This window comes from Acidimicrobiales bacterium, from assembly GCA_016794585.1.
Taxonomy (GTDB): Bacteria; Actinomycetota; Acidimicrobiia; order Acidimicrobiales; family DATDAH01; genus JAEUJM01.
The window spans coordinates 235,652-248,677 of the sequence record JAEUJM010000026.1 but is presented as its reverse complement, the minus strand read 5'-3'; the positions used below and the strand labels follow the sequence as shown (position 1 = coordinate 248,677).

Annotated in this window: 11 protein-coding genes; 4 read left to right on the top strand and 7 right to left on the bottom strand. The window is 71.5% G+C overall.

Annotated features, from left to right (window positions below):
* Positions 1–42: 42 nt before the first annotated feature.
* Positions 43–729, bottom strand: a complete 687-nt coding sequence (locus JNK12_13730) for a hypothetical protein (GenBank protein ID MBL8776997.1) — start codon at positions 727–729, stop codon at positions 43–45.
* A 94-nt stretch (positions 730–823) separates the two neighbouring features.
* Between JNK12_13730 and JNK12_13725 the strand changes: the two genes are divergently transcribed.
* The gene (locus JNK12_13725; protein ID MBL8776996.1) at positions 824–2,089 is read left to right on the top strand and encodes an acyl-CoA dehydrogenase family protein; all 1,266 of its coding nucleotides are present in this window, start codon (positions 824–826) and stop codon (positions 2,087–2,089) included.
* A gap of 43 nt (positions 2,090–2,132) precedes the next feature.
* On the opposite strand, the gene JNK12_13720 is transcribed toward JNK12_13725, so the two are convergent.
* Both JNK12_13720 and JNK12_13715 read right to left on the bottom strand, forming a co-directional pair.
* Positions 2,133–3,872 (bottom strand): hypothetical protein, encoded by a 1,740-nt coding sequence (locus JNK12_13720; protein ID MBL8776995.1) that lies wholly within the window; start codon positions 3,870–3,872, stop codon positions 2,133–2,135.
* Between the two features lie 162 nt (positions 3,873–4,034).
* Positions 4,035–4,754, bottom strand: coding sequence for a ribonuclease HII (locus tag JNK12_13715; protein MBL8776994.1), 720 nt, complete (start codon positions 4,752–4,754; stop codon positions 4,035–4,037).
* Between the two features lie 77 nt (positions 4,755–4,831).
* Here JNK12_13715 and JNK12_13710 point away from each other — a divergent pair, with 77 nt between their 5' ends.
* Positions 4,832–5,317, top strand: coding sequence for an OsmC family protein (locus JNK12_13710; GenBank protein MBL8776993.1), 486 nt, complete (start codon positions 4,832–4,834; stop codon positions 5,315–5,317).
* A gap of 168 nt (positions 5,318–5,485) precedes the next feature.
* Positions 5,486–5,731: a hypothetical protein gene (locus JNK12_13705; protein ID MBL8776992.1), complete on the top strand. Its 246-nt coding sequence runs from the start codon at positions 5,486–5,488 to the stop codon at positions 5,729–5,731.
* Between the two features lie 49 nt (positions 5,732–5,780).
* On the opposite strand, the gene JNK12_13700 is transcribed toward JNK12_13705, so the two are convergent.
* From JNK12_13700 to JNK12_13690, 3 genes are read right to left on the bottom strand one after another with little or no spacing between them, the layout of a single operon-like run.
* Positions 5,781–6,077 carry a GYD domain-containing protein gene (locus JNK12_13700; GenBank protein MBL8776991.1) on the bottom strand — a complete coding sequence of 99 codons (297 nt, stop codon included), beginning with the start codon at positions 6,075–6,077 and terminating at the stop codon, positions 5,781–5,783.
* Between the two features lie 31 nt (positions 6,078–6,108).
* The gene (locus tag JNK12_13695; protein MBL8776990.1) at positions 6,109–7,128 is read right to left on the bottom strand and encodes a hypothetical protein; all 1,020 of its coding nucleotides are present in this window, start codon (positions 7,126–7,128) and stop codon (positions 6,109–6,111) included.
* A gap of 10 nt (positions 7,129–7,138) precedes the next feature.
* A complete protein-coding gene (locus tag JNK12_13690) occupies positions 7,139–9,484 on the bottom strand; it encodes a carboxypeptidase regulatory-like domain-containing protein (GenBank protein MBL8776989.1) in 2,346 nt (781 codons plus the stop codon).
* Between the two features lie 97 nt (positions 9,485–9,581).
* Here JNK12_13690 and JNK12_13685 point away from each other — a divergent pair, with 97 nt between their 5' ends.
* Complete coding sequence (locus JNK12_13685; protein ID MBL8776988.1) at positions 9,582–12,239, top strand: hypothetical protein; 2,658 nt, start codon at positions 9,582–9,584, stop codon at positions 12,237–12,239.
* On the opposite strand, the gene JNK12_13680 is transcribed toward JNK12_13685, so the two are convergent.
* Positions 12,236–12,739, bottom strand: coding sequence for a hypothetical protein (locus JNK12_13680; GenBank protein ID MBL8776987.1), 504 nt, complete (start codon positions 12,737–12,739; stop codon positions 12,236–12,238). The genes JNK12_13685 and JNK12_13680 overlap by 4 nt on opposite strands.
* Positions 12,740–13,026 lie beyond the last annotated feature (287 nt).

The following is a 13,026-nucleotide window of genomic DNA, read 5'->3' as shown; positions in this document are numbered from 1 at the left end:
AGCGTCGACCGGATCCGTCCCCACCCAGGTGGGGCCGCGCTCCTACTCGGCGGCGACGGTGGGGGTGACGCCTTCTCGGTAGAAGGTGAAGAGGCCTTCGATGACCTCGCGCAGGCCCGAGGAGTCACGGCCGTCGGCGAGGTCGACAGTGATCGAGTTGCCGATCATGTGCACCGCGCTGACCGACCCCGTGGCGAAGAGGCGGCGGGCGAGTTCGTCCGGCGGACGGTCACCCGGGATCTCCTGGCCGGCCACGTAGCGCTCGTGGTCCATGCCCGTGATGCTGCGGTTGAGGTCGAAGCGCACCATGCCGTGGCGCGGCGCGGGCTTCTCGATGGCGGTGACCGGCTGTCCCATGACGCCCGGGATCGTAGTGCGCCAGGCGGCGACGGCCAGAACCGACGAGACCACCGCGAGCACGGCGTGGACGACCACGAAGCCGATGTCGTGGCCGTGCAGGGCGATGCCCACCATGCGCACCACCCACACCCCGACCGTCCAGGCGGCGAAGGCCCGGACCAGCCACGGGAACCAGTGCCCCCACGTGCGGCGCAGCAGGGTCAGCCCCACCACCACCGCCGGCACCACGAACGAGGCCACGAGGAACGTCCGCCCCACCTGCCCGGAGGTGGTGAGGGTGTCGTCGGTCCAGATGTTGCGGATGCGGTTGGCCCAGACGAACAGGGTCCAGCCGACGAACAGCCAGAGGACGAGACGGGGTCGGCGCACGGCCCCAGGCTAGGGGGCCGATCAGGCGCCTCCCGAACCGCCCCACTATCTTGACCGCACGGTCAAGTTCACCGCGGACCTCCAGGAGCACCCCATGCCCGACCTCTCCCTCGACGACTTCCGTGCCGAGGCCATCGCCTTCCTCGACGCCAACGCCGAGCCACGCGACACCGACCAGCGCTTCGTGTGGGGGGAGGGCGACGACGAGCTCGCCCTGTTCGAGGAGGTCGACCCCGAGGTCGAGCAGCGCCAGTTGGCGGAGGCCAAGGCGTGGCGGGCGAAGCGCTTCGACGCCGGCCTCGGCTACATCAGCGGTCCGGCGCAGTACGGCGGGCGTGCGCTGCCGGCCGCGTACGACCGCGCCTACGCCCAGCTCGAGGCGAAGTACGCGGTCCCCGACCAGAGCTTCTTCGGCATCGGCCTGGGCATGGTCGCGCCGACCATCCTCGCCCACGCCACCGACGTCGTGAAGGACGCCTACCTGGCCAAGATGTACCGGGGCGATCTCGTCGGAGCCCAGCTCTTCAGCGAGCCGGGCGCGGGCTCGGACCTCGCCGGGCTCCAGACCAAGGCCGTCCGCGACGGCGACGAGTGGGTCGTCACCGGCCAGAAGGTGTGGACCTCCGGCGCGCAGTACAGCGACATCGGCGAGGTGATCTGCCGCACCGACGCCGACCTGCCCAAGCACAAGGGCCTCACCGGCTTCGTGGTGGACATGCACGCCCCCGGCGTCGAGGTGGTCCCCCTGCGCCAGATGACCGGCGGGGCCAGCTTCAACGAGGTGTTCTTCAACGAGGTCCGCGTGCCCGACGACCACCGTCTCGGCGACGTGAACCAGGGGTGGACGGTCGCTCTCACCACCCTCATGAACGAGCGGGCTTCCATCGGCGCCGGCGGCGGCGGCGGCCTCGGCCTGGCCAACAGCGTCCGCCTGGCCGAGATGCTGCGCCACTTCGGCCTCGACCAGGACCCGGTCCACCGCCAGGCCCTCGCCGACCTGTACATCAAGTTCCAGGTGGCCAAGTTCACCAACCAGCGAGCGCTCGACAAGATCAAGGCCGGCCAGGCGCCCGGCCCCGAGATGTCGATCGCCAAGATGGCCCTCACCCAGAACCTCACCCAGACCGCGGACTTCGTGGCCGGCGTCCTCGGCCCCCGACTCGTCGCCGACACCGGCGAGTGGGGCACCTACGCCTGGTCGCAGTTCGTCCTGGGCACGCCCGGGATGCGCATCGCCGGCGGCACCGACGAGGTGCTGCGCAACATCGTCGGCGAGCGGGTGCTGGGCCTCCCGAAGGACGCTGGCATCGACTCGACCACGCCGTTCAAGGACCTCAAGGTCGGCACCCAGGCCGACTGACCGACCTCAGGCGGCACTCGACGAGGGCTACTCAGGCGGGGGACTAGGAGCGGACGGCGCGGACCTGGACGACGTCCTTGGTGGTCTTCACCGTCTTGGACTTCACCGTGATGGTCACCGCCCGGCTGCTGCCCCGCGCCGTGGAGGTGGTGGCCGTGACCTTCACCTTCAGGTCGACGAACCCGCTCGCGGGGACGTTCTCGATCGTGTAGCTGCCCGCGACCACCGCCGCGGTGATGTCGGTCGTGCCCCGGAAGTAGCGCACGGTGTAGCCCGCCCCCGAGCCCACGCCCTTCACCTTGAACGAGTCGATCCCCGGGCGGTCGTTGCCGACGCGGACGTAGGAGGTCACCGCCGCACCCCGCGCCACCGGCCGATTGAGGACCTGGGAGTTGCCCGTCATCGAGCTGGCGTAGACCCCGCCGAACGAGAAGGGGCCGGTGCGTGCGGTGGCGAGCTCGCCGTCGGGGCGGGGGATGCCGGCCAGGGCCGAGACGGGCGTCGAGCGCGCACCCTCACCCACCTGGTTCACCGCGGCGACCTGGTACGTGTGGATCTGGCCGTTCACCGCGGTGGAGTCGGTGAACGTCGTGGTGGTGATCAGGTTCGCGCCCGTGGTGGTCGGCGTGGTGGTGGCGATCGGGAGGAGTACGTCGTCGCGGTAGACGCGGTAGCCCAGGACGTCGCTGCCCCCGGTGTAGGTGGGCTTCACCCAGGTCAGGGTGACCTGCTGGTCCCCCGGCGCGGCCGCGAGCGAGGGCGGTGCTCCCGGCGGTTGCGGCGCGCCCGGCTCGGGCTCGAGCCAGTCGCTGTTGGCGGCGTTCCACCGGGTGGCGAGGTAGCTCCCGCTCGGAGGATTCGTGGAGAAGTAGTCGTCGTGGTTGCAGTCGAGGCGCAGCTCGTTCCCCGAGGTGCTGCACGGCCGGGGCGAGATCAGCGACGTCCCGGGGCCGTCGACGTAGCACATGATGTCGTAGTCGTCCCGACAGTGGCCGTAGATGGTGGCGTGGGGCGCCGAGGGCTGCACGGCCCCCAGGGTGTGCATGAGCTCGTGCGCCTCGACCTTGCCGGCCACCGCGTCGAACAGCGGGAACAGGCACTTGTCGTCCACCCGCGTGTAGCCGCCGAAGCGGTTGTTGAAGTTGTCGGCCGGGCTGGCCACGTCATGGACGTAGAGCGTCCCGACGCCAGAGCACGAGCCCGAGCCGATCGTGGTGGACGTGCCCGTGTCCGCCCAGATGAGGTACTTCCGGTTGGGGTTGTCGTAGCCGAGGGAGTCGAGCTTCGGGATGAGCCCGCTGCTGAAGGCGCCGATCGCGAGGTCCGTGGACGCGACGTTGACCGCGGTGATCGAGAGGTTGCACTGGGCGTCGGTCAGCCAGCGCACGTAGCGGTGCCCGCCCGTCTGCTGGGCACTGAGGTCGTACATGGCGTCGATGGACGCGGCACGGTCCTCGATCCATGGCCGGAAGGTGTTGATGCGGTTGACCGAGGCGTACACGTAGAGGAGCTGCACCCGCTCACCGCTGGTGCCGTTGCCGTAGCACTGGATGCCGGCGGATGCTTCCGGGGCACGACCACCCTCGGCCAGCAGCTGCTCCGGTGTCACGGAGGGGTCCGGGCCGTGGGTGCACATCGTGGGACCGCCCGACACCGCCGAGGGCACGGCGATGAAGCCGCCCGGACAGGAGTCGACGACCGCTTCGGCGTCGGGCGTCACCGGCTCGGAGCCGGCGGTGGTCGTCGCGGAGGCGACCAACGCGGCAGCGAGCGCGACCGTCACCAGGAGCGCCGCCCCTCGTCGCCGTCCGGCTCGTCTCACGTCGCTCTCCCGCCGCCCCTGGCGTGCAGCACCCGCCAGCACCTCGATGTACAGAACTGTACTGGACCCGTCGGCGCCGAACCCGCCCGGGTGAAGCAGGATCGGCGAGATGATGCGTTTGCACTACGTGGGAGCCGGGACCTCGGGGAAGAGGACGCCCTGGGGATCGGGTGGACGGGTGCGGGGGCAGCCGGTCCACGGGAGGTGGTCCATGAAGACCCAGCTGCGCCGGTGGATGGCCGTGGGCCCGTACCACTGGAGGGCCGCCTTGTGCCGGGGGCACGGATAGCCCTTGTTGAACTCGAAGTCGAAGCCCGGGTAGTTGGGCGCCTCGGCCCGCATGATCCGGTCGCGGGTGACCTTGGCGAGGATCGATGCCGCCGAGATCGACAGGCAGGTGGCGTCGCCTTTGACGATCCGGGTGGTGCGGCCGCCACCGATGAAGTCCCAGTTGCCGTCGATCAGCACCTGGTCGGGCTCGCCCAGCCCCAGACCCTCGATGGCTCGCCGGGCGGCCAGCTTCTGCGCCGCCGACATGCCGAGCTCGTCGCACTCCTGTTGGCTGGCGTGGCCGACGGCCCACGCCACGCACCAGTCGGCCACCCGGTCGAAGAGGGCCTCGCGCTCGGCCTCGGTGAGCATCTTCGAGTCGCGGACCTTGTACACGCGACGGTCCTGTGGCAGCACCGCGGCGCCGATGCTGAGCGGGCCCGCCCACGACCCGCGTCCCACCTCGTCGACCCCGACGACCACCTCGTGCCCCTGCTCCCAGAACGAGCGCTCGACGGCGAGCCCCGGCGACTTGGCCTTCAGGGCCTTGCGCAGGGTGGGCGCGGTCGACACGACGCCATCATGGCCCGCCGGGGAGCGGCCATGGGAACCCCGGCGCCTGCGCCCACCGGGCCTGCCACCATGGGCCCGTGGCAGACGACGGCGTCCCCCTCCCCGTGCACCGCTACCAGGCCCGCCTGCGCTGGTCGGGCTCGACCGGGGTGGGCTACGACGCCTACGACCGCACCCACACCGCCTCGGCGCCACCGGCCGACGCCAGCCTCACCCTCGCGTCGGACCCGGCCTTCCTCGGTGATCCCGCCCTCCTCAACCCCGAGCAACTCGTGGTGCTGGCCGCCTCGTCGTGCCAGCTCCTGTCCTTCCTCGCCGTGGCCGCTCGTGCCCGCATCGACGTCCGCTCCTACGAGGACGACGCGGAAGCGACCATGCCCGAGGACGACCCACCGATGCGGCTCACCGCGATCACCCTGCGGCCGAGGGTGCTCGTGGGCCCCGGGCCGACCGTCGCCAGGGTCGAGCACCTGCTCGAAGTCGCCCACCGCGAGTGCTTCATCGCCAACTCGCTGCGCAGCGAGATCTCGGTGGAGCCGACGGTGACCATCGCCGACGGTTGAGCGCCGAGCCGCAAGACTCGCACCACACAACCTTCTCGTCACCTTTACCTCCTCTTGACCATGAGGATGGTTTCGTCCGGTATCTCTTGCATCAGCTTCCCGTCAGGTCGAAAATGGCCCGAAGGGGAGCGGGCGGAAATCGACGACGTCCACACATCCGGAGACGGGATGACCCTCATCGCCAACACCGACGCAACCACCCACACCATGGCCGCCGCCCCCCTCTTCCCCGTCGGCACCAAGGTCGAGGTGCGCCGCCGCTTCGACCAGCACTGGGCCAAGGGCTTCGAGGTCGCCGACCACGGCGACGACGGCTACCGCCTGCGTCGCCTCAGCGACGGCGAGTTGCTGCCCGTGCCCTTCGACGAGGAGTCGCTGCGCAAGGAGCGCAAGAAGTCCACCTGGTGGTACTGACCCGTCCGGGGGCGGTACCGGCCGGCCGCCCCGGTGAGGTCCCGAGCAGCTAGCCGAGCCCCTCGCCCATGGCGTCGATGTAGTCGTCGACCTCGATGGCCTTGAGGGTGGTGGTCTTCAGGGTGCCCCGGGCGCCGAGCGTGGTGGCCACCCGGGCCATGGTGGCGTCGTCGGGGGCGTCGAGGATGGTGACGAAGTCGTACTGGCCGAACAGGGCGTACTGGTGCAGGACCTTCACGCCCATGGCCTCCACGTCGAGGTTGACCTCCTTGAGCCGCCGGGGGTTCTCGCGGAGCGTGGCGAAGCCGTCGGGACCGATGGTCGAGAGCATGACGAACTTGGGCATGTCCCGACGCTAACGCACGCGAGCGCGGTGATCACCGGCCGCGAGCAGCGAGGAAGGCGTCCACCCGGCGCCACGCCTCAGGCGCCCAGGCGTCGTCGTCGGCCGAGTCGGCCTCGAGCTCGGCCTCGAGGGCACGGGCCGCCTCGATGTCGTCGTCGGTGAGACCGGCGAAGCGCTCCCAGGCCGGCGGGGTGCCGAGCGGGCGGCCCACCCACAACGGCACGTAGACCGAGCGGCACGGGCGGCCGAGCAGGAACCAGCCCCGGGGGCGTTCACCGCCGAGCACCGTGATCATCGACGCGGTGGTGGCGTCAGCCGCCGGCGAGTGCATGCACACCGAGTACCCGTCGTTGCCGACGTGGCTGCGCAGGTGGGCCTTCGTGGCCGCGATGTCCCCCGGGGCGGCGGCGAGCAGCTCCTGGCTGGCCTCGAGCCTCGGGTCGACGAAGCGCTCGATGAGCCCGCCGGTGTCGGGGTGCAGGCGGGCGTAGAAGTCCGGGATGGTGAGGCGGTTGGAGATGGCCCGGGTGTCGCGCACGGTCTCGACCGCCCACTCGGTGCCCGACGTCTCGACGACGAACGCGGCGTCGGCGTCGGCCACGAGGAACGAGGACCAGTAGGCCTGGCCCCCGTTCGGGTGGCAAGGGCCGCCCTGGCCGTGACGTTCGAGAAGGGTGGTCATCACCTCGACGGCCTCCGCCGCGGTCGTGGCCCGCTCGAGGCCCAGGCGCACGAGGTCCATGCCGACGAGGGCCTCGGGCGCGCCGGCGGCGTCCAGCGTCGTCCACACGGCCTCGTTGCCGATGGCCACCCCAGCCTCGTTCACCCCGTGCTCGAAGCCCCAGAGCCACGACGGCCGCGAGCCGAGCACGCCGACGGTGGGGCGGCCGGCGCCCTCGATGCTGAGGTACGTGGTGCGGGTGGTGTCCTCCTCCCGCGACGGATGCCATTCGAGGGGCTGTGCCTCCGTGGGCGGCCGGTCCGAGTTCTTTGCGAGGACGGTGAGCCTCAGGGCGCTCGCCGGGGCCAGGGCGCAGAGCGTGTCGCACATGGCCACGACGCTAGGCGCGGGGGTCGAGCACGGCGTCCACCGACGTGGTCGCGCCCGCAGGCACCTCCACACGGGCGGCGGACGGGAACAGCGTGGTTCCGGCGTGGAACTCGAAGTCGTGCTCGCCGGTGGGGTCGATGAACGCCACCACGTACTGCCCCGCCGGAAGGGACCCCGCGGCATAGCGGCCGTCGACACCGGTGAGACCCGAGCTGACGGGGCTTCCCGTCGCCGCGTCCATCACGGCGACCCAGACACCCAGCAGCGGAGCGCCGTCGCGCCCGTCGGTGACCGTCCCCGAGATCTGCCCGCTCCGGCCTGCCGGACCCAGGGTGATGTCGAGCGAGGCGGGTGACGGCGGAAGCGTGACGACGTCGGCGGCGTCGATGTCGTCGATGCCGTGGTCGTCATACCACTCGCCGGCGTGGAGCCCGTGGCTGTCGACGAAGAGGAAGCGGAAGGAGCCCGAGGGCAGGTCCACGAAGTACCGGCCCCTGGTCGCCGCACCGACCGGCGCCGCCCGCACGAACCGGTCGTCGGCGTCGAAGACGAGGACGTAGGTGCCGAGGTCGATGGCCCCGTCGGCGTCGGACACCACACCCGTCACCCGGCGATCGAAGGGCGGAACCGGTCGAGGGGTCAGCGGCGCGTCGACCGTGACCGTCTCCCCCGGCACCGTGACGACGGGCACCGAGGGATGGGTGCCGGCGCCGATGTCGAGCCAGGGTGTGAAAGCACCGGAAGGCTCGACGACGGCGACCCGCAGCTCACCGCCCGGGAGACCCTCGACCCGATAGCTACCGTCCTCGGAGGTCCTCGTCCCCTCCACGACCTGATCGAGGGCGTCGAGCACCAGGACCACAGCGTCCTCGAGACCCGACCCGGTGTCGGCATTGGTGACCCGACCGGCGATCGACGCCGACGACCCCGCAGGAGCGAGGTCCACGTCCACCCTCGTCGAGGCATTGAGGGCAGGTGTCACGACCTGCGCCGTCGCGTAGCCGTCGAGTCCCTGGTCGTCGTGCCACTCTCCCCGGTGGCGACCGGACGGGTCGATGGTCTCGATCCGGTACGAGCCCGGAGGGACGGCCAGGGTGTAGCGACCGGTCGTGGAGGTCACGGCGCCGGCGGCGAGCCGCCCGCTCGCGCTCACCGCCATGACCCAGGCGCCGACGACGGGCACCCCGCTCCCCTCGTCGGTGACCACACCGGAGACCGTGGGCCGGGGCACCGGCGACGAGCACTCAATCCCCCCGAGTACGGGGTCGAACCGGCTGCCTGCGAAGAACACGACACGGTTGGCCGACCCGTCCATCGACGGGTGCACGGCGTCCACCTCGTCGGGAAGGCGGGTGAGGTTGGTGAACTCACCCGTCGTCGCGTGGTACCGGATGAGGTCCTCGCCCTGGACCTCGAGGCCGCCGATGTCGTCGTACGAGCTGAACACGATGATCGAGCCGTCGTGGCTCACCGCGGGCCGGCTGCGCGCATCGACGGTGATCACCGCGGTGGAGGTCACCTGGCGCGTCCGTCCCGTCGGGGCCCGGTACCGGAACACCTCGGGGTGGGCCGGGGACCCACCCGAGGCCTGGTCGTGGGCGATGTAGGCCACGGTCGAGCCGTCGCCGCTGATCACCGGGGGCGAGGTGTACGCGTACGCCGAGTGGGTCAGCTGCGTCGTCGATCCCGTCGTCCCGAACAGACGCAGGAACACCTGGGAGGTGCGCCCCGGGTTGGCCCCGACCGGGTCGTCCGAGGCCCAGAAGACGAGACGTCTGCCCTCGTCGTCGAACGTACCCAGCACCGGGTAGGCGTTGCCCGACGCGATGACCTTCGCCACGCCGGTGACGTTGTTGCGCACGACGAGGCCCTGTCGGTTCGTGTAGGCGAGCCGCCGGCTGTTGCCGCTGAGGGCGATGGGAGCGGAGTTCGAGATGCCCACCTCGGCTTCCGACGCGGTCGAGCGTCTGAGAAGGCGGACCGAGTACTCGTTCGACCACGCCGGACCGACCTGGCGGGTGTACGCGAGTCGCGAACCGTCGTGGTTCATGGCGATCGAGGCGATGGAAGACCCGGGGGTGGCCGAGGGGACCTCGTGGGTGAGCTGGGTCCTCCGGCTCGTGGCGAGATCGAGCACCCAGAGCTCGTCGCTGCCGTCGCCGTTCCCACCGTCGACGTCGGCCCGGCTGGCGTAGGCCACCCATCGACCATCCGCGCTGATCACCGGCTCGGGGTAGATCCGGGCGTCTGACGGAAGGTTGAGCACCGTGCATCCCGGCGGGGGCGAGGCAGTCGCCGTCGGCGGCGCGGCGAGTACGAGCACCGACGTCACGGCGACGGTCAACGTCGCTGCCATCGCCCCCAGTCGATGCCCCACGACGAACCCCCGATCCGGTCCCCGGCAGGGTAGTCCCGGCGGTCGTCCCCGGGCGTGGAGCCGTACCATGCCGAACGTGGATCGCCCCCCTCGCCGCGTCACCATCGTCCCCCACACCCACTGGGACCGCGAGTGGTACTCGCCCTTCCAGACCTTCCGACTGCGCCTCGTCGACCTGCTCGACGAACTGCTCCCCCGCCTGGAAGCGGACCCGTCCTACGCCCATTTCCTGCTCGACGGGCAGATGGCCGTGGTGGACGACTACCTGGCCGTACGCCCAGACCAGGAGGAGCGGCTGCGCCACCTCGCCCTCTCGGGGCGCCTCGCCATGGGCCCCTGGTACATCCTCATGGACGAGTTCCTGGTGTCGGGCGAGACCATCGTCCGCGACCTCGCCAAGGGCCTCGACCGGGCAGCCTCGTTCGGCGGCGCCATGGACGTCGGCTACCTGCCCGACATGTTCGGCCACATCGCCCAGATGCCCCAGATCCTGCGTCAGTTCGGCTTCGAGCACGCCGTGGTGTGGCGGGGCGTACCGAGCGTCATCGGCCGGGCCGCCTTCTGGTGGGAGGCGCCCGACGGCTCGACCGTGCGCGCCGAGTACCTGCCCGAGGGCTACGGGAACGGCTCGGTGCTGCCCATGGAGGGCAAGGAGCTGGTCGCCCGCATCGACGCCTTCGTCGAACGCTACGGCCCGATGCTCGCCGACGCCGAGGGTGAGCCGGACCCGATCCTCTGGATGAACGGCACCGACCACCAGGTGCCCATGCCGTGGCTCGGCTACGTCGTCGACGAGGCCAACCGGGAGCAGGGCGACTACGAGCTGCGGGTGGGCTCGCTGGCCGAGCACCTCGCCGCCGCCCCCACCGACGGCCTGCCCACCTGGCGGGGTGAGCTGCGCTCCGGCGCCCACTCGAACCTGCTCATGGGTGTGGCCTCCAACCGCACCGACGTCCGCCGGGCGGCGGCGACCGCCGAGCGGGCCCTCGAGGCGCGCTGCGAGCCGTTGTGGGCGCTCTTCCAGCCCGCCGACCGCTGGCCGGCCACCCTGCTCGACGAGGCTTGGACCCACGTCGTGCACAACGCCGCCCACGACTCGATCTGCGCGTGTTCGGTGGACGAGGTCTGCAACGCAGTGCTCCACCGCTACGCCGAAGCGGTCGACATCGCCGACGGCCTGGCCAAGCGCGCCGCCGACCGCTTCGCCATGACCCTCGCCCACGAGGGCACGGTGGTGGTGAACCCGAGCGCCCGCACCCGCGGCGGCCTCGCCGCCGTGGTCGTGCCCGGCACCGACGACGTCCCCGGCACCCAGGTGCTGCGGCGCTGGGCGGCCGACGGCCTCCTGGGGAGCTTCCCCCGCGACGAGGCCCTCCACATGGCGCCGCGGGCCGTCGACGAGCTCGGCGCCCACCAGTACTCGATCGAGGCCACCGACGAGGGCGCCCTCGTCGTGCTCACCGTCGACGACGCCATGCGCGTGCCGGCCTCGTTCCCCACGCACGACCTCGAGGCGCTGCTCGCCGACAAGGGCGACGATGCCCGCGTCGAGATCCGGGTCCGCCAGGCCGCGAAGCAGCAGCTCCTGGCCCACGTCGCCGACGTGCCCGGCTACGGCTGGCAGGCCGTGGCTCGGCCGACACCCCCGGCGCACCCCGTCTCGTGCCCCGACGCCCACACCCTGACCAACGGACTCGTCACGGTCGTGGTCGACGCCGTCGACGGCACCTTCTCGGTCGACGGCCACGCCGGCCTCGGCCGCCTCGTCGACGGCGGCGACGTCGGCGACACCTACAACTACTGCCCACCGGCCACCGACCGCGAGGTCGACACGCCCGACGCCGTCAACGTGACCGTGGTCGAAGAGGGTCCGGTGCGGGCCACCGTCGACGTCGTGCGGACCTACCGCTGGCCCGCGGCGGCGGTCGGCCTCGACGCCCGCACCGACGACGAGGTCACCACCGAGGTCACCACCCGCCTCGAGCTGCACGCCGGCGAGGCCTTCGTGCGGGCCACCACGACCTTCGACAACGCCACCCGGGACCACCGCCTCCGGGCCTGGTTCCCCTTGCCCGAACGGGCGACGTCGTCCCGGGCCGAGTGCGCCTTCGCGATGGTGGAGCGGGGCCTCGTCGCCGAGGGCGGCGACTCCGAGCGGGCCCTGCCCACCTTCCCGTCACGCCGCTTCGTGCAGGCCGGCGGTCTGACCATCGCCCACGAGGGCCTGCTCGAGTACGAGCTGGTGGACCTCGACGACGCCGGCGCGACGGCCGGCGCCGTCGCCCTGACCCTCCTGCGCTGCACCGGCATGCTCTCCCAGGGCCCCATGCCCTACCGCCCCCTCCCCGCCGGCCCCCAGACCCCCATGGAGGGCAGCCAGCAGCGCGGCCCCCAGACCATGCGCTACGCCGTCGCCATCGGCGACGTCGACGCCTACGCATTGGCCGACGACGCCTTCCTCCCCTTCCTCACCGGCCGCGCGAGAGGCGTCGGCGAGGGCCCCGACGTGGGCACCCACCTCGACGTGACCGGCGCCCCCGTGAGCAGCCTCCGCCGCCACGACGGCCGCCTGGAACTGAGGGTCTTCAACCCCGGAACCACCGAGACCGAAGTCCGAGTGACCGGCCGCAAAGGCTGGTTGATGGACCTCAAGGGCACCCCCTTGGCCCCCTTCGAGGAGACAATCGATCTCCCCGCAGGCCGCATCGCCACCCTCGCCCTCGACGAGTCCTAACCCTCCGCGATCGGCGGCACGCAGATCCCTTCCTCATCGAGGCCTGCGTACACCTCGACCTCGCCGTCGGGATAAGCCGACACGACCGCTTGCACCCTCCAGCCACCGAAGTCACGCTGCACTCGGGCCTCCTGCACGCCACCTTCGCGGTCGCGCTCTCTCACGACGGTCCATCCCACGGAGCGGAGGCTCTGCACCACGGCGTCGTAGGCCTCCTCAGGGGACCCGTCCGTCCGGTACCCCCGCGTCGTGAAGAGACCCTCCGAGTCGGAGTCCTCGGGCGGACACTCCCGATAGCTGATCTCCCGCGCGAGCTCGGCCCCGGGCGGCACGAACGAGAACCCCGGATCCGTCTCGATCTCCTGCAACCGCTCCTCGGCCAGATCATTGTCCGGATACCGATCGAAGAACGAACACCCCGCCAGCACGACCAGCAGGACGACCCCCGCAACTCGCCAAGGGCGCATCCCCCAATGCTCCCACGCCGGAACCTCCCTCATCCGGCTACTCCCCCGTCGCGCTCACCACACAGACGAGTACCCAGAACGAGCCGAGCGCGGCCCGTGACGCACCACCGACCCCATGCCCCCGCTGAGGACCGGTGGAACCGATGAGTCCACCCGGCGGAGGACCCAGCGCGCGGGAGTCGGCGACCGACAGGGAGCCCGACGGGGACGTCGGCGGAGCGACGGTTTCGCCGAGCCCCGCGCCGCAGGCGCCCCCGCGACAGCGTCAGGAGCGAGCCGACGAGCCCGGCGGGCGACCGGGAGAGCGAGAGACGACGTGA

Coding starts and splice junctions, on each gene's coding strand:
- JNK12_13705 (MBL8776992.1), top strand. CDS start 5,486: ATGACCCTCATCGCCAACACCGACGCAACCACCCACACCATGGCCGCC.
- JNK12_13725 (MBL8776996.1), top strand. CDS start 824: ATGCCCGACCTCTCCCTCGACGACTTCCGTGCCGAGGCCATCGCCTTC.
- JNK12_13700 (MBL8776991.1), bottom strand. CDS start 6,077: ATGCCCAAGTTCGTCATGCTCTCGACCATCGGTCCCGACGGCTTCGCC.
- JNK12_13690 (MBL8776989.1), bottom strand. CDS start 9,484: ATGGCAGCGACGTTGACCGTCGCCGTGACGTCGGTGCTCGTACTCGCC.
- JNK12_13695 (MBL8776990.1), bottom strand. CDS start 7,128: ATGTGCGACACGCTCTGCGCCCTGGCCCCGGCGAGCGCCCTGAGGCTC.
- JNK12_13680 (MBL8776987.1), bottom strand. CDS start 12,739: ATGAGGGAGGTTCCGGCGTGGGAGCATTGGGGGATGCGCCCTTGGCGA.